This is a genomic window from Pseudomonas sp. WS 5071, from assembly GCF_012985765.1.
Taxonomy (GTDB): domain Bacteria; phylum Pseudomonadota; class Gammaproteobacteria; order Pseudomonadales; family Pseudomonadaceae; genus Aquipseudomonas; species Aquipseudomonas lundensis_A.
Window position 1 is genome coordinate 1 of record NZ_JAAQWY010000037.1, and the last position, 18,683, is coordinate 18,683.

The 18,683-nt window shown below is 53.6% G+C and carries 19 protein-coding genes and 4 pseudogenes; 4 read left to right on the forward strand and 19 right to left on the reverse strand.

Going from position 1 to position 18,683, the window contains the following annotated elements; translation table 11 throughout:
• Positions 1 to 287 precede the first annotated feature (287 nt).
• On the reverse strand, positions 288 to 1,379 hold the full coding sequence (locus HBN61_RS19640) for a 4-oxalomesaconate tautomerase (RefSeq protein WP_170047686.1): 1,092 nt from the start codon (positions 1,377 to 1,379) through the stop codon (positions 288 to 290).
• A gap of 167 nt (positions 1,380 to 1,546) precedes the next feature.
• Between HBN61_RS19640 and HBN61_RS19645 the strand changes: the two genes are divergently transcribed.
• Both HBN61_RS19645 and HBN61_RS19650 read left to right on the forward strand, forming a co-directional pair.
• Positions 1,547 to 2,437 carry a LysR substrate-binding domain-containing protein gene (locus HBN61_RS19645; RefSeq protein ID WP_170047688.1) on the forward strand — a complete coding sequence of 297 codons (891 nt, stop codon included), beginning with the start codon at positions 1,547 to 1,549 and terminating at the stop codon, positions 2,435 to 2,437.
• Between the two features lie 82 nt (positions 2,438 to 2,519).
• Positions 2,520 to 2,784 (forward strand): annotated as a pseudogene (locus HBN61_RS19650) (Tn3 family transposase); the annotation flags it as partial.
• Between the two features lie 354 nt (positions 2,785 to 3,138).
• Here the strand turns inward: HBN61_RS19650 and HBN61_RS22730 are convergent.
• The 3 genes and pseudogenes from HBN61_RS22730 to HBN61_RS19660 all read right to left on the reverse strand — a co-directional run.
• Positions 3,139 to 3,540, reverse strand: a pseudogene (locus HBN61_RS22730) (DUF4225 domain-containing protein); the annotation flags it as partial.
• A 15-nt stretch (positions 3,541 to 3,555) separates the two neighbouring features.
• Positions 3,556 to 3,861 carry a hypothetical protein gene (locus tag HBN61_RS22735; RefSeq protein ID WP_262498816.1) on the reverse strand — a complete coding sequence of 102 codons (306 nt, stop codon included), beginning with the start codon at positions 3,859 to 3,861 and terminating at the stop codon, positions 3,556 to 3,558.
• Positions 3,858 to 4,342, reverse strand: a pseudogene (locus tag HBN61_RS19660) (Hcp family type VI secretion system effector). Before HBN61_RS19660 ends, HBN61_RS22735 begins: the two are co-directional and overlap by 4 nt.
• A gap of 214 nt (positions 4,343 to 4,556) precedes the next feature.
• Here HBN61_RS19660 and HBN61_RS19665 point away from each other — a divergent pair.
• A pseudogene (locus HBN61_RS19665) lies at positions 4,557 to 5,392 on the forward strand (IS3 family transposase); the annotation flags it as partial.
• 51 nt (positions 5,393 to 5,443) lie between these two features.
• On the opposite strand, the gene HBN61_RS19670 reads toward HBN61_RS19665, so the two are convergent.
• Positions 5,444 to 5,968, reverse strand: coding sequence for a single-stranded DNA-binding protein (locus HBN61_RS19670; protein WP_047283157.1), 525 nt, complete (start codon positions 5,966 to 5,968; stop codon positions 5,444 to 5,446).
• 9 nt (positions 5,969 to 5,977) lie between these two features.
• Positions 5,978 to 7,369 carry an MFS transporter gene (locus tag HBN61_RS19675; RefSeq protein WP_094992112.1) on the reverse strand — a complete coding sequence of 464 codons (1,392 nt, stop codon included), beginning with the start codon at positions 7,367 to 7,369 and terminating at the stop codon, positions 5,978 to 5,980.
• A gap of 196 nt (positions 7,370 to 7,565) precedes the next feature.
• On the opposite strand from HBN61_RS19675, the gene uvrA reads away from it, so the two are divergent.
• Complete coding sequence (uvrA, locus tag HBN61_RS19680; protein WP_170047690.1) at positions 7,566 to 10,400, forward strand: excinuclease ABC subunit UvrA; 2,835 nt, start codon at positions 7,566 to 7,568, stop codon at positions 10,398 to 10,400.
• 94 nt (positions 10,401 to 10,494) lie between these two features.
• Here uvrA and bfr read toward each other — a convergent pair whose 3' ends face one another.
• The 13 genes from bfr to rplR all read right to left on the reverse strand — a co-directional run bounded on the left by bfr (position 10,495) and on the right by rplR (position 18,680).
• Entirely contained in the window at positions 10,495 to 10,959 is a 465-nt protein-coding gene (bfr, locus tag HBN61_RS19685) for a bacterioferritin (RefSeq protein WP_047277866.1), read from the reverse strand.
• Between the two features lie 155 nt (positions 10,960 to 11,114).
• Positions 11,115 to 12,563 carry a catalase gene (locus tag HBN61_RS19690; RefSeq protein WP_170047691.1) on the reverse strand — a complete coding sequence of 483 codons (1,449 nt, stop codon included), beginning with the start codon at positions 12,561 to 12,563 and terminating at the stop codon, positions 11,115 to 11,117.
• 173 nt (positions 12,564 to 12,736) lie between these two features.
• Positions 12,737 to 13,123 (reverse strand): 50S ribosomal protein L17, encoded by a 387-nt coding sequence (rplQ, locus tag HBN61_RS19695; RefSeq protein WP_016779185.1) that lies wholly within the window; start codon positions 13,121 to 13,123, stop codon positions 12,737 to 12,739.
• Between the two features lie 42 nt (positions 13,124 to 13,165).
• Positions 13,166 to 14,167, reverse strand: a complete 1,002-nt coding sequence (locus HBN61_RS19700; protein WP_003176403.1) for a DNA-directed RNA polymerase subunit alpha — start codon at positions 14,165 to 14,167, stop codon at positions 13,166 to 13,168.
• Positions 14,168 to 14,189: 22 nt separating this feature from the next.
• Positions 14,190 to 14,810, reverse strand: a complete 621-nt coding sequence (gene rpsD / locus HBN61_RS19705; RefSeq protein WP_003444359.1) for a 30S ribosomal protein S4 — start codon at positions 14,808 to 14,810, stop codon at positions 14,190 to 14,192.
• Positions 14,811 to 14,828: 18 nt separating this feature from the next.
• Positions 14,829 to 15,218: a 30S ribosomal protein S11 gene (gene rpsK, locus HBN61_RS19710; RefSeq protein ID WP_007924177.1), complete on the reverse strand. Its 390-nt coding sequence runs from the start codon at positions 15,216 to 15,218 to the stop codon at positions 14,829 to 14,831.
• 30 nt (positions 15,219 to 15,248) lie between these two features.
• Positions 15,249 to 15,605 carry a 30S ribosomal protein S13 gene (gene rpsM, locus HBN61_RS19715; protein WP_047277874.1) on the reverse strand — a complete coding sequence of 119 codons (357 nt, stop codon included), beginning with the start codon at positions 15,603 to 15,605 and terminating at the stop codon, positions 15,249 to 15,251.
• 129 nt (positions 15,606 to 15,734) lie between these two features.
• A complete protein-coding gene (gene rpmJ / locus HBN61_RS19720) occupies positions 15,735 to 15,851 on the reverse strand; it encodes a 50S ribosomal protein L36 (protein ID WP_002555468.1) in 117 nt (38 codons plus the stop codon).
• A 28-nt stretch (positions 15,852 to 15,879) separates the two neighbouring features.
• Positions 15,880 to 17,208 (reverse strand): preprotein translocase subunit SecY, encoded by a 1,329-nt coding sequence (gene secY, locus HBN61_RS19725; protein ID WP_003444361.1) that lies wholly within the window; start codon positions 17,206 to 17,208, stop codon positions 15,880 to 15,882.
• Positions 17,209 to 17,643 (reverse strand): 50S ribosomal protein L15, encoded by a 435-nt coding sequence (gene rplO / locus HBN61_RS19730; RefSeq protein WP_047277881.1) that lies wholly within the window; start codon positions 17,641 to 17,643, stop codon positions 17,209 to 17,211.
• 3 nt (positions 17,644 to 17,646) lie between these two features.
• Positions 17,647 to 17,823 (reverse strand): 50S ribosomal protein L30, encoded by a 177-nt coding sequence (gene rpmD / locus HBN61_RS19735; RefSeq protein WP_003186033.1) that lies wholly within the window; start codon positions 17,821 to 17,823, stop codon positions 17,647 to 17,649.
• Positions 17,824 to 17,825: 2 nt separating this feature from the next.
• Positions 17,826 to 18,326, reverse strand: a complete 501-nt coding sequence (gene rpsE, locus HBN61_RS19740) for a 30S ribosomal protein S5 (protein ID WP_003186035.1) — start codon at positions 18,324 to 18,326, stop codon at positions 17,826 to 17,828.
• A 3-nt stretch (positions 18,327 to 18,329) separates the two neighbouring features.
• Positions 18,330 to 18,680: a 50S ribosomal protein L18 gene (rplR, locus tag HBN61_RS19745; RefSeq protein WP_003444364.1), complete on the reverse strand. Its 351-nt coding sequence runs from the start codon at positions 18,678 to 18,680 to the stop codon at positions 18,330 to 18,332.
• Between the last annotated feature and the right edge of the window lie 3 nt (positions 18,681 to 18,683).

The following is an 18,683-nucleotide window of genomic DNA, read 5'->3' on the forward strand; positions in this document are numbered from 1 at the left end:
AACACGGAGAACCGGTCGAAAAAGCTCTCCGTACATGATTTTTCGGTCACTTTTCGTCCAATGACGCTGTAGGTGCCTGGAAAATTGCAACTTGCCGCGGCTGCACGACAAGTTGATCGGAGCATCCCTAACTGTTATTGAGCCCCTGCTCAGTTGGCATGCCCATCATGAACTGTATGGACGTTATACAGCGGTACATAATTACAGGCCCATCACTCAGCGAATGAATGATATTCATGGCATCACCTCTTTTAGTGTTGTTTGATGCGGCTCTATAAAACGCGACCTTAATTAAACTGACTCGCTCGTTTTCGTAAGGGAGAGGCATACACGTACCCGGAAAACAACCTGCGCGCTGTTCTTACAACAGAAGCGCAAATAATTTCGCCGCTCATGCCTGTATAAGACAACCTGACGTCGATACCACCGCTTGGGTGTTCTATGCGCACGTCTTGCTGACGTGGCTTGCAAGCCTTACCTAGCAGTTGTGCTGCCACGCTACCTTGGCTAACACAAGCGGTGGCCAGACCAATCGAGCCGGTGATGGCCAATGCACGATGGCAGGCGTGAGGCATGAAATACCTGACTAGAAGCGTTCCACCTGCTTTGGCTGGCGCAATCAACACGGGTTTTGGAATCACCCGGTCACTCACATCGCCTAACCCCATTGCCGCGCCAGCACGCAGGCGTATGGTTTCTAAACGGTGCAGAAATGTCGTATCGGCATCGAGCTCTACAGGCGACTCATCACCTTGCTTGCCCATGTGTCGAGCCTCGACGATCACCATCGGCATGGCCATGTCGATGCAGGTCACGGGAATGCCGTCAAATACGTCTTGAACATTGCCTGTCGGGAAAAGCGCGCCTGTCTTGCTGCCTGCAGCATCAAGGAACGTCAGGTGAACAGCCGCCGCGCTACCTGGCACACCATCAATGGCGGTCTCCCCTTCATAAGTCACCTTGCCTTGAGGCGTCTGCACTTCAGCCATCACAAACGTATGGGTGTTCAGGTTACGGATACGCACCCGGGTTGTAGGACCGCTGGGTTTAACCAGGCCTTGTTCAATAGCAAACGGGCCAACTGCACAGAGCATATTGCCGCAGTTAGGCGTCGTATCCACGCGGCGCGTTGAGACCATCACTTGGACAAAAAGGTAATCGACATCTGCATCCGGGTGGAGTGAAGGGCTGACGATGGCAACCTTACTTGTCTGAGGACTACCCCCACCAATCCCATCTATCTCCAACTCGTGACCAGACCCCATCAACGAAAGCAGTAACTCATCCCGTTCCGTAATTGACTCGGGTAGATCATGAGAAAGAAAAAACGCCCCCTTCGAAGTACCGCCGCGCATTAGAACGCATGGAACACGCTGCATAATTAGTAACTCTTTTTAAATTAACTTAATGAATTATTTCCTTGCGAAGAGAGTGACAGGGAAGCAATAGTGATTCCAATGCAAAGAATTGAGTCATTATTGCGTTTCACAAAATAATAAATTCCAGCCACTTCCGGTGAAGCAGGCCTTTCTAGCGAGAGAACTTTATGGAATACGAACTCCAAGACATTCGCTCTTTCGTTAAAATTGCAGAGCTTGGCAGTTTTCACGAAGCGGCTGACGCACTTCATCTTTCTCAGCCAGCGTTAAGTCGTCGAATAAAAAAGCTTGAAGAGGGGTTGGGCACTGCCCTGCTTGATCGAACCACACGCAAAGTCAGCCTGACGAGCGTAGGCCGCGATTTTTTACCCAAAGCACGCAGACTGCTCGACGACTTTGATGACTCGATTCTTAATATTCGGGAGTTAGCGGAACGGCAAAGTGGTCGTGTCACCCTTGCCTGTATCCCCACGGCAGCCTTCTATTTTTTGCCTTCAGTGATCCGCCTCTACAACGAGCGTTACCCTAAAATCCATATTCGCCTGTTAGACCTGAGCGCCAACGACGGTCTGGAAGCAGTACTGCGTGGCGAAGCCGATTTTGGCATCAACATGATGAGTGGCCAGCACCCGGACATCGAGTTTGTGACCTTAGTGAATGAACCGTTTGTTTTGGCATGCAGACGCGATCATAAGCTGGCCAATTGCGCGTCTGTAAAGTGGTCGCAACTCAGTGAGTATCGGTTGATTGGCGTAGGTCGATTAAGCGGAAACCGCATGCTTTTAGACCATGCCTTGTCGAGTTCAAGCTGGCGGCCGACGTGGTTTTACGAAGTCCAGCACCTTTCAACTTCATTGGGTTTAGTAGAAGCAGGGCTTGGTGTATCGGTGATGCCCAGTCTTGCAATGCCTTCTGGCGATCATCCAACACTGGCCAGCGTCCCCTTGATTGATCCGGTGGTAAATCGCTCATTGGGACTGGTTTATCGCAGAGGTGCCTCTCTGTCTCCGGCGGCAGAAAAGTTCGTCTCGATCTTGCTTGAGCAGTGGCCTCAATAAGTCTCTGACCAAAGCGACGGGTATTACCGCAGACGTCGTGATGGAGGTGGGCGCTTACTTCAGCGCCAAGGAAATGCGCAACCAGCGCTACCGCGAAGGTCAGGAGGATCAGCTCGGCGCCTTGGGCTTGGTGGTGAACATCATCGTGCCGTGGAACACCCTCTACATGACGGCCGCCGTAGAGCGGCTAAAGCAGCATGGTTACCCGGTGCTGGACGAGGATCTGGCTCGGCTGTCGCCGCTGATCTTCGAGCACATCAATATGTTAGGACGGTACTCCCGCGGTACCAGAAGAGGTCGCCAGAGGTAAGCTGCGGCCACTGCGTAATCCGGACGATGACCTGTGAGGATAACCAGGACGCTTCTTTGAAACATCCTCCTAGATGGGTATCGATTCGGTGTGAGTTTACTTTCGTAAAAACCAGCGTTTTCGCTCCCAATTAACTGGAATGGTACACACGTGGACAAATATCATTACAAGGGATAGCCAGCCCATTACAGAGTTATCTACATACCCCATAAACGGTAACGTGCTATCTCGCAAAAAAAAACCGTGAATAGAGGCGCATAGGACAGTATAAATCAGTGCACCCCAAAATTTTATCAGGGAGAAGCGGCTGCCTGAAAACGCGAAGCTTGCCCAAAACGCAGGCCAGTACAATAAGGCCGTAAGCAGCACGAAAGCCGAATAAAATATAAAGTTATTCATTAGAAGGGTGGCATGTGTCATACATATTTTTTACGTTCTGGATATCCATAAATCTATCGAAAGCGAAACCATGGACGGAAGCTTGCCGGTATGCCCTAATATAATCCGTATTCACGTATCTAAACAAACGCCAGGAATCGGGCTTTAATACCATTCTGCCTATGCCGTAGGCTGACGAACTTAAGTCAACCATTCCATAGGCCACATCGGCCTCACAATTACCTTTCCCCAGCATTCCAGAAGCGGCGCGATATACCGTTCTCAGTGGCCCTATGGTATCGGAACGATTCTCGAAAAGATTGCGCCCGCTTTCATAGATGTTATTAGCACCGTTGAGCATCATAGGCGCACCCGCGAAAAGGCAAAGTGTGCCCACGGAGGCGTAGCAAATCCCAGCGCCCGCAGCAAACTAAAGCGATCCCGAGATCACGCCTGCTCCTCGTAAGGTAACGTCTCTTGCCTGGCTTAGCAGACTGTTTTGCTCATCCTTTAACTCTTTTAGTCCTTGCTCAGCGCTTTTATTACCCCGCGAGACATCATTAACAATGCCTCTGGCGTAATAAGAAACCTCTCTGTTGAATTGCAGGCGCAGCGTTCCATCTTTTATATGCCTAGCGCCTAATGTGCTGGCTTGACTACCCAACTTTGCGGCGGCTTGGCTAATCATCCAATAATCACAGCTACCAAGCATGCAACTTTCGCTTGTTGGTTTCATTCGTTATTTCCCCACGTGCTATATCCGCTGGTGCCTGCAGCGTGGTGGGTCCACGTGATATCTCGGTACCGAATAGAAATATGCTCTTGAGTTTCTGCGTCGCTTTGCAAAATAGCATGAGGCATCTCAAGTGTCAGATCGGCAATAACCCCGCCATTGATCGATACTGAATAGAATTTTTCCTGCATGCCGAAAGAAGACACTCGATAAAACTAATTGTATAGTTTATTTCTTCTCTAGTTGAGAGTGCTTGAGCGAGGAGCGGTGAAGCTTTATCAACGTTTTTGGTGATAATGATTGGACTATGTGTTGGCTTATTAATATTTCCGATGTTGACCATGTTGTGGGTGTAAGACAGCACCATGATTTCGTCGGTATGTCCGCTCTGACATTTGTTGCCAATAGAGTCTTGGGTTGAACAACCCGCCGAAATCAGTCCTTGAGCCTTGCCGGTGATGGTCATGTAACCGTGGTTAGCCATACGTGATACTCCTTTTTAGTCGCCAAATATCCTATTACAAGGGTTTCAGGTGTGCTGTAGGGCATCTCTGAAAAGCTAAACGAAGTATTTCGAACTTGGATCCGACGGCGGCTCCGTGAAAAATCTGGCCTGGTAAGTCTGTGGGCAGGTCGCGAAACTAGGGTATCCGAGCTTAAGTGCACTTTCTGTTCCGCTACTCCCCAAACCCCATCACCTGGCCGATCTAGCTGAACACGTCCATGGTGGTCATTTCAGCGATAGGGCTAAGTACCCAGTCGTACCCGCCCGCATCGGCGGCGAGAATCACCACCTCAAAGGCGCTCTCGCCGCGCTCAGACATTTTCCGCTCGCGCTGCACGGACTCATCGAACCGGGTACCGATCAGCGACACGATATCGTCATCAGCACACTTGCGGCCGAGGCGAGCCGAACTCAAGCGGGTCACCGAAGAGCGAGACATCTTAAAAAGGCCGCCGCGTACTTTGCCAAGGAGTGCGGTTGAAGTACGCCTTTATCAAGCAGCGAGCGGGCGACTATTCGATTCGACGGCTCTGCCTGACGCTGAAAGTCCATCCCAGTGGTTATTACGCTTGGTTATCCGAACCGCAATCTGCACGCGCTAAAGACGATCAGCGATTATTGGGTTTGATCAGGCATTCGTGGCTGGAGAGCGGCGGCGTTTATGGCTATCGCAACGCCCATGACGATCTGCGCGAAGTCGGTGAGGATTGTGGTCGGCATCGAGTGGCGAGGCTGATGCGTCTTAAAGGTCTGCGCTCTCAGAAAGGGTATCGCCGCCGTCCTGGCAAATACGGCGGCAAGCCTGCGGTCGCCTCACCCAATTTTACTGAAGCGCCAGTTCGATGTCGTAGACCCCAACAAAGTTTGGGTCACCGACATCACTTACATTCGTACGTATGAAGGCTGGCTGCATTTGGCGGTGGTGCTGGATCTGTTTTCTCTTCGGGTCGTTGGCTGGTCAATGAAGTCGCAGATGCCAGTGTTTTGACCATTGATGCGCTATTAACATTCATAAAACACGAAGCCCCCGGATAGCGGGGGCTTCGTGTCTAAACCTTACAAAAAAGTCTAAGGTATGCGCTAGAACGGGATATCGTCATCAAAGCTGTCGAAATCCGGAGCAGGTTGCGGTGCCTGCTGTTGCGGCGCCGGACGCGACTCGCGCTGTGGCTGCTGCTGCGGTGCAGGACGTTGAGCCTGCTGACGCGGTGCGGACTGCTGGTAATTGTTACCGCCACCCTGGTTTTGTTGGTCGCCTTGTGGGCGGCCACCCAAGAGCTGCATGGTGCCTTGCATATCAACCACGATTTCAGTGGTGTAACGCTTAATACCGTCTTTTTCCCACTCACGGGTTTGCAGCTTGCCTTCGATGTAGACCTGCGAACCCTTACGCAGGTACTCGCCAGCAATTTCGGCCACTTTGCCGAACATCGATACACGGTGCCATTCCGTCTTTTCAACTTTCTGGCCGGTTTGCTTGTCAGTCCACTGTTCGCTGGTTGCCAGACTCAGGTTGGTCACGGCATTACCGTTAGGCAAGTAGCGAACTTCGGGATCCTGGCCGCATGTGCCGACCAATATAACTTTGTTAACCCCACGGGCCATAACGTTCTCCTAGGCTTCGCACGTCGGCGCCGGGTTAACCAGCTGCTCGAGTGTCGCGCGATCCAATAGTTCGGTGTCCAATTTGATATAAATGGCAGCCTCTTCGGCTACCACCACTGCATCCGTTACGCCTGCAACGGCCTTTAAACGCTCGGTCAAACCTGCTTCGCGAAGCGCCTCAGGCGACAGCGGCAAGCGCAGGCTGGTTACATACGGCGGTTCGCGCATGGTAACAGCAAAGGCTAACCAGAGTGCAGCCAGACCTGCGCATCCCAGGAACACAACCGACAGACCGCCATGCTGAAACATCCAGCCGCCAAGTATGCCGCCCAGTGCCGACCCCAGGAATTGGCTGGTGGAATACACCCCCATCGCCGTACCCTTGCCGCCCGCCGGAGACACCTTGCTAATCAGCGAAGGCAACGAAGCCTCCAGCAGATTGAACGCAGTGAAGAACACCACCGTGCCGATCACTAACGCACGCAAGCTGTCGCCGAACTGCCAAAAGAATAGCTCAGTGAGCATTAACGTCGCGACGGCACCGAGTAAAACTCGTTTCATTTTGCGTTTCTTTTCGCCGTAGATGATGAACGGAATCATGGCGAAGAACGAAATCAACAAAGCGGTCAGGTAAACCCACCAATGCTGCTCCTTGGGCAAGCCGGCTTTTTCAACCAGCGCCAGCGGCAAGGCAATGAAGCTGGACATCAACATGGCGTGCAACACAAAAATCCCGAGGTCCAGACGCAGCAGGTCGGGGTGACGCAAAGTCGGCAGCAGCGCCTGCCTGGCCACCCCCGACTCACGGTGCTGCAACGTGCCGGTTGAGCGAGGCACCATGAACATAATGATCACAATCCCCACCAGTGCCATGGCCCCGGTAGCCAGAAAAAGGCCGGACAAGCCAAAAGCGCGGGTCAACAGCGGCCCTACCACCATGGCGACTGCGAAGGATAAACCGATGGTCATACCAATCATGGCCATGGCTTTGGTACGGTGCTGTTCACGGGTTAAGTCAGAAAGTAACGCCATGACCGCCGCCGAAATCGCGCCAGCCCCTTGCAAGATGCGTCCGGCTATCACGCCCCAGATCGAGTCCGAGCACGCCGCTAACACACTGCCCAGCGCGAAAACCACCAGCCCCAGGTAGATAACCGGGCGACGGCCGATACGGTCGGAAATGACCCCGAAAGGGATCTGAAACATGGCCTGGGTCAGGCCATAAGCGCCAATCGCCAAACCAATCAAGGCGGGCGTTGCACCTGCCAGGTCCATTCCATAGGTCGCCAATACCGGCAACACCATGAACATACCAAGCATGCGGAAGGCAAACACAAGGGCCAGACCGCTTGCTGCGCGGGTCTCGCTACCACTCATGCGTTCGCTGTGGGGATCGTGCATGGAAAAACCTCGTGTGAACCGGCGGCGATTCTACCAGTCCCATCGAGTAACAGCACACACACGAGCGATGCGCGACGCTTTGTCACGTAAAAGTTATGAAGGCCCTTAATGACATCGTGCCACTAAGGACCTGCACAGCTTTCACGCAGATCCGTATACTCATTCGTTTACGTTATGCCCGCCAAGCGAGGCCGCAGTGGACAAGATCCTGATACGTGGGGCACGAACCCACAACCTGAAGAACATCGACCTGACCCTGCCCCGGGACAAACTGATCGTCATCACCGGACTGTCTGGCTCCGGCAAATCATCCCTGGCATTTGACACTTTATATGCCGAAGGCCAGCGACGTTACGTCGAGTCGCTGTCGGCCTATGCGCGGCAGTTTCTTTCAATGATGGAAAAGCCTGACGTCGACACTATCGAAGGTCTTTCGCCTGCTATCTCCATCGAGCAGAAGTCGACGTCGCACAACCCGCGATCCACCGTCGGCACAATCACTGAAATCTACGACTACCTGCGTTTGCTGTATGCACGCGTGGGGATTCCGCGCTGCCCGGATCACGATATCCCACTGGAAGCACAGACCGTCAGCCAGATGGTCGACTTGGTGTTGGCGCAACCCGAAGGCAGCAAACTGATGCTGCTGGCCCCGGTAATCCGGGAGCGCAAGGGCGAGCATTTGTCCGTCTTTGAAGAACTGCGGGCTCAAGGCTTCGTTCGGGCACGCGTCGACGGGAAGCTGTGCGAACTCGACGAGTTGCCAAAGCTCGACAAGCAGAAAAAACACTCTATCGATGTGGTGGTTGACCGTTTCAAGGTGCGAGAGGACCTGCAACAGCGTCTGGCCGAATCGTTTGAAACTGCGTTAAAGCTGGCCGATGGCATCGCGCTGGTTGCACCGATGGACGATGAGCCCGGTGAAGAGCTGATTTTCTCGGCACGCTTTGCCTGCCCTATTTGTGGGCACGCCATTAGCGAGCTGGAACCCAAGCTGTTTTCCTTCAACAACCCCGCCGGTGCATGCCCAACCTGCGACGGTCTGGGTGTTAAGCAATTTTTCGACATCAAGCGACTGGTCAACGGTGATTTGACCCTGGCCGAAGGGGCCATTCGCGGCTGGGACAGGCGTAACGTCTATTACTTCCAGATGTTGGGAGCCCTGGCCAAGCATTACGATTTCAGTCTTGAAGTGCCATTCAGCGAATTGCCTGCCGACAAACAGAAAGTCATTCTGTATGGCAGCGGCACGCAGAACGTGGATTTCCGCTATTTGAATGACCGTGGCGATATCGTCAAGCGGGCGCATCCATTTGAAGGCATCGTGCCCAACCTGGAGCGTCGCTATCGCGAAACCGAGTCAGCGACCGTTCGTGAAGAGCTGGCCAAGTTTCTCAGCACTCAGGCCTGCCCGGACTGCCGCGGCACACGCCTGCGTCGCGAAGCGCGTCACGTGTGGGTCGGGGAGAAAAACCTGCCAGCGGTGACTAACATGCCGATCGGCGATGCCACTGAATATTTCAGCGCGCTGAGCTTGACCGGACGTCGTGGCGAGATTGCAGACAAAATTCTGAAAGAAATTCGCGAACGCCTGCAATTTTTGGTGAATGTGGGCCTCGATTATCTATCGCTGGATCGCAGCGCTGATACGCTGTCCGGCGGCGAAGCGCAGCGTATCCGGTTGGCCAGCCAGATCGGTGCTGGGCTGGTGGGTGTTCTTTATATCCTTGACGAACCCTCTATCGGCTTGCATCAGCGCGATAACGATCGCCTGCTCGGCACGCTCAAGCACCTTCGAGACATCGGCAATACCGTGATTGTGGTCGAGCATGATGAAGATGCTATTCGTCTGGCGGACTATGTAGTGGACATCGGCCCGGGCGCGGGCGTGCATGGCGGACACATCGTTGCCGAAGGCACGCCGGCCGAGGTGATGGCACATCCTGACTCGCTGACCGGTAAATACTTGTCGGGACGGGTGAAGATTGAAGTTCCAGCCAAGCGCACTCCGCGTAATAAAAAGCTGACGCTGGCGCTCAAAGGAGCTCGTGGTAACAACTTGCGTAATGTTGACCTCGAAATCCCTATTGGCCTGCTGACCTGCGTGACCGGGGTTTCGGGTTCGGGCAAGTCCACGCTGATCAATAACACGCTCTACCCGCTCAGCGCGACAGCCTTGAACGGCGCGACCACACTAGAAGCGGCGGCTCACGACAGCATTAAAGGGCTTGAACATCTGGATAAGGTCGTCGATATCGACCAAAGCCCGATTGGGCGCACGCCGCGCTCGAACCCAGCAACCTACACCGGGCTGTTTACGTCGATTCGCGAGCTGTTCTCCGGCGTACCGGAATCACGCTCCCGGGGTTATGGCCCGGGGCGTTTCTCGTTCAACGTCAAGGGCGGGCGTTGCGAGGCATGTCAGGGCGATGGCCTGATCAAAGTAGAAATGCACTTTCTGCCAGACATCTACGTGCCTTGCGACGTGTGCAAGAGCAAGCGTTACAACCGCGAAACCCTTGAGATCAAGTACAAGGGCAAGAGTATCCATGAAGTGCTGGAGATGACCATTGAAGAAGCCCGAGAGTTCTTCGATGCCGTCCCTGCGCTGGCGCGTAAGCTGCAAACGTTAATGGACGTAGGTTTGTCGTATATCAAGCTGGGGCAATCTGCCACAACGTTGTCAGGCGGCGAGGCTCAGCGGGTCAAGTTGTCCCGCGAGCTGTCCAAGCGCGATACGGGTAAAACGCTGTACATCCTCGACGAACCCACAACAGGGCTTCACTTCGCCGATATCCAGCAATTGCTGGATGTATTGCATCGGTTACGCGATCACGGAAATACCGTGGTGGTCATTGAGCACAACCTGGATGTGATCAAGACTGCGGATTGGCTGGTAGACCTGGGCCCTGAAGGCGGTTCAAAGGGCGGCCAGATCATTGCAACCGGAACGCCTGAAGACGTGGCCAACATGAAACAATCACACACCGGGTTCTACCTGAAACCGCTGTTAATTCGCGACAAAGCTTAAATCGGCGTATGAAAAAGGCCCTGCCATCGTAAGATGTCAGGGCCTTTCAGTAAGCGTCATCGCAACATGAAGTTGCGACAGATCATGACGTTAATCAGAACTGCGATTGAAGGTAGTTCTGCAGGCCAATCGACTTTATCAGCCCCAGCTGTTTCTCCAGCCAGTAGGTGTGGTCTTCTTCGGTGTCCGCGAGTTGGATGCGAAGCATGTCGCGGCTGACGTAATCTTTGTGGAGCTCACAGAGTTCAATACCTTTGCACAGCGCGGCTCGAACTTTGTATTCAAGACGCAAATCCGCGGCAAACATCTCCGGGACGGTGGTGCCCACATCCAGATCATCCGGACGCATGCGTGGCGTGCCTTCGAGCATCAGAATCCGGCGCATCAACGCATCAGCGTGCTGTGCCTCTTCTTCCATCTCGTGATTGATGCGTTCGTAAAGCTTGGTGAAACCCCAGTCTTCGTACATACGGGAATGGACGAAATATTGATCACGTGCAGCCAGCTCGCCGGTGAGCAACGTGTTGAGATAATCGATTACTTCCGGGTGCCCTAGCATCGGCCCACATCTCCCTGCTTGAAAGGCTGTAGTTTGAACCAAGCTGACCTAGAGGTCACGGTTCAATCGCAATAAATGTGCTGTTTATCTGAGATAACGAGGCTAAAAAACGCAAAAACCGCCCAATTGAGGGCGGTTCTGCTTCTCACTTAGAGTTAGTTACGCTGTACACCCAACGCTTTTGCCACGCCTTCACCGTACGCCGGATCAGCGTTATAGAAGTGCGGCAATTGACGCTGCACCACATCGTCGGACACCCCGGCCATCGCGCCGGCAATGTTGTTGATCAACAGTGCTTTCTGTTCAGGGCTCATCAAACGGAACAGAGCGCCCGCGTGGCTGTAGTAGTCAGTGTCCTCGCGGTGATCATAACGATCTGCTGCACCACTCAATGCTAATGGCGGCTCAGCATACTGTGGCGCCTGCTTGGGAGCGTCAGTGTAGCTGTTGGGCTCATAGTTAGGCGCAGCACCGCCGTTATTGCCATAGGCCATGGAGCCATCGCGCTGATAGGTGTGCACGGGGACACGCGGCGAATTGATCGGCAAATGCTGGTGGTTGGTGCCCACGCGATAACGATGGGCATCTGCGTAGGCGAACACGCGACCCTGAAGCATGCGGTCAGGCGACAAACCAACGCCTGGGATCATATTGCTGGGGCCAAACGCTGCTTGTTCAACTTCGGCAAAGTAATTGAGCGGGTTACGGTTGAGCTCCAACTCGCCAATCTCGATCAGCGGAAACTCTTTCTGCGACCAGGTTTTAGTGACATCAAACGGATTTTCGTAATGCGCTGCCGCCTGCGCTTCGGTCATGACCTGCATGCAAACACGCCACTTAGGGAAATCTCCCCGTTCAATCGCACCGAACAGATCGCGCTGAGCATAGTCAGGGTCTGTACCCGCCAAACGAGCCGCCTCTTCAGGCACCAGGTTTTTAATACCTTGTTTGGTTTTGTAATGCCACTTGACCCAATGACGCTCACCGGCCGCGTTGATCAGGCTGTACGTGTGACTGCCAAATCCATGCATATGGCGATAGCCATCCGGTATACCGCGGTCAGAAAACAAAATAGTGACTTGGTGCAATGACTCGGGCGAATGTGACCAAAAGTCCCACATCATTTGTGCGCTTTTCAGGTTGCTTTGCGGCAGACGCTTTTGGGTGTGGATAAAGTCCGGAAACTTGAGGGGATCACGGATAAAGAACACGGGCGTGTTGTTACCCACGATGTCCCAATTGCCTTCTTCGGTATAGAACTTGATTGCAAAGCCGCGAGGGTCACGCTCAGTGTCGGCAGAGCCGCGCTCACCGCCGACCGTGGAAAAGCGCATGAATGTCGGCGTTTGCTTGCCAACAGTATCGAACAGCTTCGCGCTACTGTACTGCGACATGTCACGCGTAACGGTGAATGTCCCGTGAGCCCCCGAGCCCTTGGCGTGTACGCGACGCTCTGGAATGTTTTCACGGTTGAAGTGTGCGAGCTTCTCGATCAAATGGAAGTCATCAAGCAGCAAAGGCCCACGAGGACCGGCAGAACGAGAATTCTGGTTATCAGCAACTGGGGCGCCGCTGGCAGTGGTAAGCGTTTTGATCTGGTTCATGCGTTTACTTCCTCAGTCAGTCTTGTTACTGCCGTGTGATCGGCTGACGAGGAGTATTGACCATGTATTTAGCATGGGCAAATTCATTAAATGATGGAGATCAATAGAAAACCACAATACAACACACACAAAAAACCGGGCACTAGGCCCGGTTCTTTGTAGAGACTGACGTCTTACTCAGCGGATACAGCTTCACCGCCAACTGGACGATCAACCAACTCGACGTACGCCATAGGCGCGTTGTCGCCAGCGCGGAAGCCGCACTTGAGGATGCGCAGGTAGCCACCCTCACGAGTTGCATAACGCTTGCCCAGATCGTTGAACAGCTTACCAACCATGGCTTTCGAGCGAGTACGGTCGAATGCCAGACGGCGGTTAGCAACAGAATCAATCTTGGCCAGAGTAATCAGCGGCTCAGCAACGCGACGCAATTCTTTGGCTTTCGGCAGAGTCGTTTTGATCAGCTCGTGCTCGAACAACGACACAGCCATGTTTTGAAACATAGCCTTACGGTGCGAGCTAGTGCGGCTCAGGTGACGACCACTTTTACGATGACGCATGGTTCATTCCTTACCAAACACAACGTTCGGTGATTACGACGATCAGGCAGTCGCCTTGTCGTCCTTCTTAAGACTTGCAGGCGGCCAGTTGTCGAGGCGCATGCCGAGGGACAGACCACGGGAGGCCAGAACGTCCTTGATTTCAGTCAAGGATTTCTTGCCCAGGTTCGGAGTCTTCAACAGTTCTACTTCAGTGCGCTGAATCAGGTCACCGATGTAGTAAATGTTCTCCGCCTTAAGGCAGTTGGCCGAACGCACGGTCAGTTCCAGATCGTCAACCGGACGAAGCAGGATCGGATCGATCTCGTCTTCCTGTTCGATAACCACTGGCTCGCTGTCACCCTTGAGGTCGACGAATGCAGCCAACTGCTGTTGCAGGATGGTTGCAGCACGACGAATGGCCTCTTCAGGATCCAGGGTACCGTTGGTCTCCAGATCAATAACCAGTTTGTCCAGGTTAGTACGCTGCTCGACACGGGCGTTTTCCACCACGTATGCGATGCGACGTACCGGGCTGAACGAAGAATCCAGCTGCAAGCGACCAATGCTGCGGCTTTCATCTTCATCGCTCTGACGCGAGTCTGCTGGTTCATAACCACGACCACGAGCTACGGTGAGCTTCATGTTCAAGGCGCCGTTAGACGCCAGGTTGGCGATTACGTGATCGGGATTAACGATCTCGACATCATGATCCAGCTGAATATCGGCAGCGGTAACCACCCCCGAACCCTTCTTCGACAAGGTCAGCGTAACTTCGTCACGGCCGTGCAGCTTGATAGCCAGACCTTTAAGGTTCAACAGGATTTCAATTACGTCTTCCTGTACACCTTCGATGGCGCTGTACTCGTGGAGCACACCATCAATCTCGGCCTCGACTACTGCACAGCCTGGCATTGAGGACAACAGGATGCGGCGCAGCGCGTTGCCCAGGGTGTGGCCAAAACCACGCTCGAGAGGCTCGAGTGTGATTTTAGCGCGGGTTGGACTGACAACTTGCACATCAATATGGCGAGGTGTCAGGAACTCATTTACCGAAATCTGCATGGATGCACCTATTTTCTAGCCCTTACTTGGAGTAGAGCTCGACAATCAGGCTTTCGTTGATGTCGGCGGACAGATCACTGCGAGCTGGAACGTTCTTGAAAACGCCCGACTTCTTCTCAGTGTCTACTTCTACCCATTCTACGCGGCCACGTTGGGCACACAGATCGAGAGCTTGGACAATGCGAAGCTGGTTCTTTGCTTTCTCGCGGATAGCGACCACGTCACCAGCACGTACCTGGTAGGACGGAACGTTAACGGTCTGACCGTTTACGCTGATCGACTTGTGCGATACCAACTGACGAGATTCGGCACGAGTAGAACCGAAACCCATACGGTATACGACGTTATCCAGACGGCATTCGAGCAGTTGCAGCAGGTTTTCACCAGTTGCACCTTTCTTGCCAGCAGCTTGTTTGTAGTAGCCGCTGAACTGACGCTCGAGAACGCCGTAGATACGACGGACCTTCTGCTTTTCACGCAGTTGGGTGCCGTAGTCGGATTGGCGACCGCGGCGCTGGCCGTGGATGCCTGGAGCAGCTTCAATATTGCACTTCGATTCGATAGCGCGCACACCACTCTTCAGGAAGAGATCGGTGCCTTCACGACGTGCCAGTTTGCATTTTGGACCAATGTAACGAGCCATTCTTTACAGTCTCCTGGATTACACGCGGCGCTTCTTCGGCGGACGGCACCCGTTGTGCGGGATTGGCGTCACGTCGGTGATGCTGGCGATCTTATAGCCACAGCCGTTCAAAGCACGGACAGCGGACTCACGACCTGGACCTGGGCCCTTAACGTTAACGTCAAGGTTTTTCAGGCCATATTCCAGCGCAGCTTGACCAGCACGTTCAGCAGCTACTTGAGCAGCGAACGGGGTGGACTTGCGAGAACCGCGGAAACCCGAACCACCGGAGGTTGCCCAAGAAAGCGCATTACCCTGACGGTCGGTGATGGTCACGATGGTGTTGTTGAAAGACGCGTGGATGTGGGCGATGCCATCAACCACTGTCTTTTTAATTTTTTTACGAGGACGAGCAGCAGGTTTTGCCATGACTAAATTCCTGTCGATTCGCTGGTGCGATTACTTGCGGATCGGCTTACGCGGACCTTTGCGAGTACGCGCGTTGGTCTTGGTACGCTGACCGCGCACTGGAAGACCACGACGATGGCGCAGACCGCGGTAGCAGCCCAAGTCCATCAAGCGTTTGATTTTCATGTTGACTTCACGACGCAGGTCACCTTCAGTGGTGAACTTCGCCACTTCGCCACGCAGCTGTTCAATCTGCTCGTCGCTCAGATCCTTGATCTTAGCGGCTGGGTTTACACCAGCATCTACACAGATTTTCTGTGCAGTAGTGCGACCAACACCATAGATGTAGGTCAGCGAGATAACAGTGTGCTTGTTATCTGGAATGTTAACGCCTGCAATACGGGCCATTCAGTGGGACTCCAATTGACAGCTACCTACGCCCCGGAAGCCAAGAAATAGGGCGCGAGATAATATCGCTGTAATAACAAATAATCAACCCAGCAGCGCACTAGCTGCTGGGCTTCAAACAGATCACACTCAGCCTTGGCGCTGTTTGTGACGTGGTTCCGCGCTGCAAATTACCCGAACAACACCTTCGCGGCGAATAATCTTGCAGTTACGGCACAGCTTTTTCACCGATGCACGAACTTTCATCACCAACTCCTCTAACCTTATGGGTACTTCAGCGAAGCATTCCGCTGCCGTAGCCCTTCAGGTTGGCTTTCTTCATCAGGGATTCGTACTGGTGCGAAACGAGGTGCGATTGTACTTGCGACATGAAGTCCATAACAACCACAACAACGATCAGCAACGAGGTCCCGCCAAGGTAGAACGGAACGTTGGCCGCAACCACCAGAAACTGGGGCAGCAGACACACGGCCGTCATATAAAGAGCACCGAACAGAGTCAAACGAGTCAAAACGCCATCAATATAGCGCGCCGACTGCTCGCCTGGACGGATACCCGGAATAAAGGCACCGGACTTCTTCAGGTTTTCCGCTACGTCTTTCGGATTGAACATCAACGCCGTATAGAAGAAGCAGAAGAAAATAATCCCTGCACTAAACAGCAGAATATTCAACGGCTGACCAGGAGCGATCGACTGTGAGATGTCCTGCAACCAGCCCATACCTTCAGACTGACCAAACCAGGCACCCAGCGAAGCCGGGAACAGCAAAATGCTGCTCGCGAAAATAGCCGGGATAACGCCGGCCATATTCACTTTCAGCGGTAGGTGGCTTGTCTGAGCAGCAAAAACCTTACGGCCTTGCTGACGCTTAGCGTAGTGAACAGCAATACGACGCTGGCCACGCTCAATGAACACCACAAAACCGATAATCGCTACTGCCAGCAAACCGATAGCAACCAGAGCGAAGATATTGATATCACCCTGACGCGCAGACTCGAACGACTGCCCAATTGCTCTCGGAAGACCGGCGACGATACCCGAAAAAATCAACATCGAGATACCGTTGCCAACTCCACGCTCAGTAATCTGCTCACCCAGCCACATCATGAACATTGCACCAGCCACAAAGGTGGTCACTGCAACGAAATGAAAGCCCAGGTCACCAGTGAACGCTACGCCCTGCCCTGCCAGACCAATGGACATGCCAATAGCCTGGACAAGAGCAAGAGCGACAGTGAGGTAGCGGGTGTACTGGCTAATCTTGCGACGGCCAGCCTCACCTTCCTTCTTCAACTGCTCCAGCTGCGGGCTAACAGCGGACATAAGCTGCATGATGATCGATGCCGAAATATACGGCATGATCCCCAGCGCAAAAATACTCATCCGCTCCAGCGCGCCGCCGGAAAACATGTTGAACAAGCTAAGAATGGTCCCCTCATTCTGTCGAAACAGGTCCGCCAGCCGGTCCGGGTTAATACCAGGAACTGGGATGTGTGCGCCTATCCGATAGACGATGATCGCCAGGAATAGAAAACGCAGACGAGCCCAGAGCTCGGACAACCCGCCTTTGCTGAGCGCTGAGAGAGCACCTTGCTTAGCCATTTATTCCTCGAACTTGCCGCCAGCTGCTTCGATAGCCGCACGCGCACCTTTGGTGGCTGCGATACCTTTGATGGTGACAGCGCGAGTCACTTCACCGGACAACATGATTTTCACACGTTGAACGTTGACATTGATCACGTTGGCATCCTTCAGAGTCTGCACAGTTACGATGTCGCCTTCCACTTTAGCCAGCTCGGACAAACGCACTTCTGCGCGATCCATGGCTTTCAGGGAAACGAAACCGAACTTAGGCAGACGGCGATGCAACGGCTGTTGGCCGCCTTCAAAGCCTGGAGCAATGGTGCCACCGGAGCGGGAAGTCTGACCTTTGTGACCACGGCCACCAGTCTTACCCAAACCACTACCGATACCACGGCCCGGACGATGCTTTTCGCGACGGGAACCCGGCGCTGGACTCAGATCATTGAGTTTCATCGATTAACCCTCTACACGCAGCATGTAGTAAGCCTTGTTGATCATCCCGCGATTCTCGGGAGTATCAAGTACTTCTACAGTGTGACCGATGCGACGCAGACCCAGACCTTTAACGCACAATTTGTGGTTAGGGATACGGCCGGTCATGCTTTTGATCAGCGTTACTTTAACGGTAGCCATGATCAGAAGATCTCCTTAACGCTTTTGCCACGCTTGGCGGCAATAGATTCAGGAGACTGCATAGCTTTCAAACCTTTAAAAGTGGCGTGAACCACGTTTACAGGGTTAGTCGAGCCGTAGCACTTAGCCAGTACGTTCTGAACGCCAGCAACTTCGAGGACAGCACGCATTGCGCCGCCAGCGATGATACCGGTACCTTCAGAAGCAGGCTGCATGTACACCTTCGAAGCGCCATGAGCAGACTTCATTGCGTACTGCAGAGTGGTGCCGTTCAGATCAACCTGGATCATGTTGCGGCGAGCAGCTTCCATTGCCTTCTGGATCGCAGCAGGCACTTCACGTGACTTGCCACGGCCGAAGCCAACACGCCCTTTACCATCACCAACCACGGTCAACGCGGTGAAAGTGAAGATACGGCCGCCTTTAACGGTTTTGGCTACGCGGTTAACTTGAACCAGCTTCTCAATGTAGCCTTCGTCGCGCTTTTGGTCGTTATTTGACATAACTTAGAACTCCAGCCCAGCTTCACGAGCAGCCTCAGCCAGCGCTTTAACGCGGCCGTGGTACTTGAAGCCAGAGCGGTCGAAAGCCACCTGCGAGACGCCAGCGGCTTTTGCACGCGTAGCGACCAGCTGGCCAACCTTTGTGGCCGCGTCGATGTTGCCAGTGGCAGCATCACGCAGTTCTTTGTCCAAAGTCGAGGCGCTTGCCAGGACTTTGCTGCCGTCGGCCGAGATGACCTGGGCATAGATGTGCTGCGAAGAGCGGAACACGCAGAGACGCACGACTTCTAATTCGTGCATTTTCAGACGTGCTTTGCGAGCGCGACGCAGTCGAGTAACTTTTTTGTCGGTCATTTG

Excerpts from the sequence above, each read along its gene's own strand:
- bfr (WP_047277866.1), bottom strand. The coding sequence starts at position 10,959 with ATGCTAGGGCACCCGGAAGTAATCGATTATCTCAACACGTTGCTCACC.
- HBN61_RS19700 (WP_003176403.1), bottom strand. The coding sequence starts at position 14,167 with ATGCAGATTTCGGTAAATGAGTTCCTGACACCTCGCCATATTGATGTG.
- rplO (WP_047277881.1), bottom strand. The coding sequence starts at position 17,643 with ATGAAACTCAATGATCTGAGTCCAGCGCCGGGTTCCCGTCGCGAAAAG.
- rpsD (WP_003444359.1), bottom strand. The coding sequence starts at position 14,810 with ATGGCTCGTTACATTGGTCCAAAATGCAAACTGGCACGTCGTGAAGGC.
- rpsK (WP_007924177.1), bottom strand. The coding sequence starts at position 15,218 with ATGGCAAAACCTGCTGCTCGTCCTCGTAAAAAAATTAAAAAGACAGTG.
- rpmJ (WP_002555468.1), bottom strand. The coding sequence starts at position 15,851 with ATGAAAGTTCGTGCATCGGTGAAAAAGCTGTGCCGTAACTGCAAGATT.
- HBN61_RS19670 (WP_047283157.1), bottom strand. The coding sequence starts at position 5,968 with ATGGCCCGTGGGGTTAACAAAGTTATATTGGTCGGCACATGCGGCCAG.
- HBN61_RS19690 (WP_170047691.1), bottom strand. The coding sequence starts at position 12,563 with ATGAACCAGATCAAAACGCTTACCACTGCCAGCGGCGCCCCAGTTGCT.
- rplR (WP_003444364.1), bottom strand. The coding sequence starts at position 18,680 with ATGACCGACAAAAAAGTTACTCGACTGCGTCGCGCTCGCAAAGCACGT.
- HBN61_RS19645 (WP_170047688.1), top strand. The coding sequence starts at position 1,547 with ATGGAATACGAACTCCAAGACATTCGCTCTTTCGTTAAAATTGCAGAG.
- HBN61_RS19675 (WP_094992112.1), bottom strand. The coding sequence starts at position 7,369 with ATGCACGATCCCCACAGCGAACGCATGAGTGGTAGCGAGACCCGCGCA.
- secY (WP_003444361.1), bottom strand. The coding sequence starts at position 17,208 with ATGGCTAAGCAAGGTGCTCTCTCAGCGCTCAGCAAAGGCGGGTTGTCC.
- HBN61_RS22735 (WP_262498816.1), bottom strand. The coding sequence starts at position 3,861 with ATGAAACCAACAAGCGAAAGTTGCATGCTTGGTAGCTGTGATTATTGG.
- rpsE (WP_003186035.1), bottom strand. The coding sequence starts at position 18,326 with ATGTCAAATAACGACCAAAAGCGCGACGAAGGCTACATTGAGAAGCTG.
- HBN61_RS19640 (WP_170047686.1), bottom strand. The coding sequence starts at position 1,379 with ATGCAGCGTGTTCCATGCGTTCTAATGCGCGGCGGTACTTCGAAGGGG.
- rpmD (WP_003186033.1), bottom strand. The coding sequence starts at position 17,823 with ATGGCTACCGTTAAAGTAACGCTGATCAAAAGCATGACCGGCCGTATC.
- rplQ (WP_016779185.1), bottom strand. The coding sequence starts at position 13,123 with ATGCGTCATCGTAAAAGTGGTCGTCACCTGAGCCGCACTAGCTCGCAC.
- rpsM (WP_047277874.1), bottom strand. The coding sequence starts at position 15,605 with ATGGCCCGTATTGCAGGCGTTAACATTCCAGATAACAAGCACACTGTT.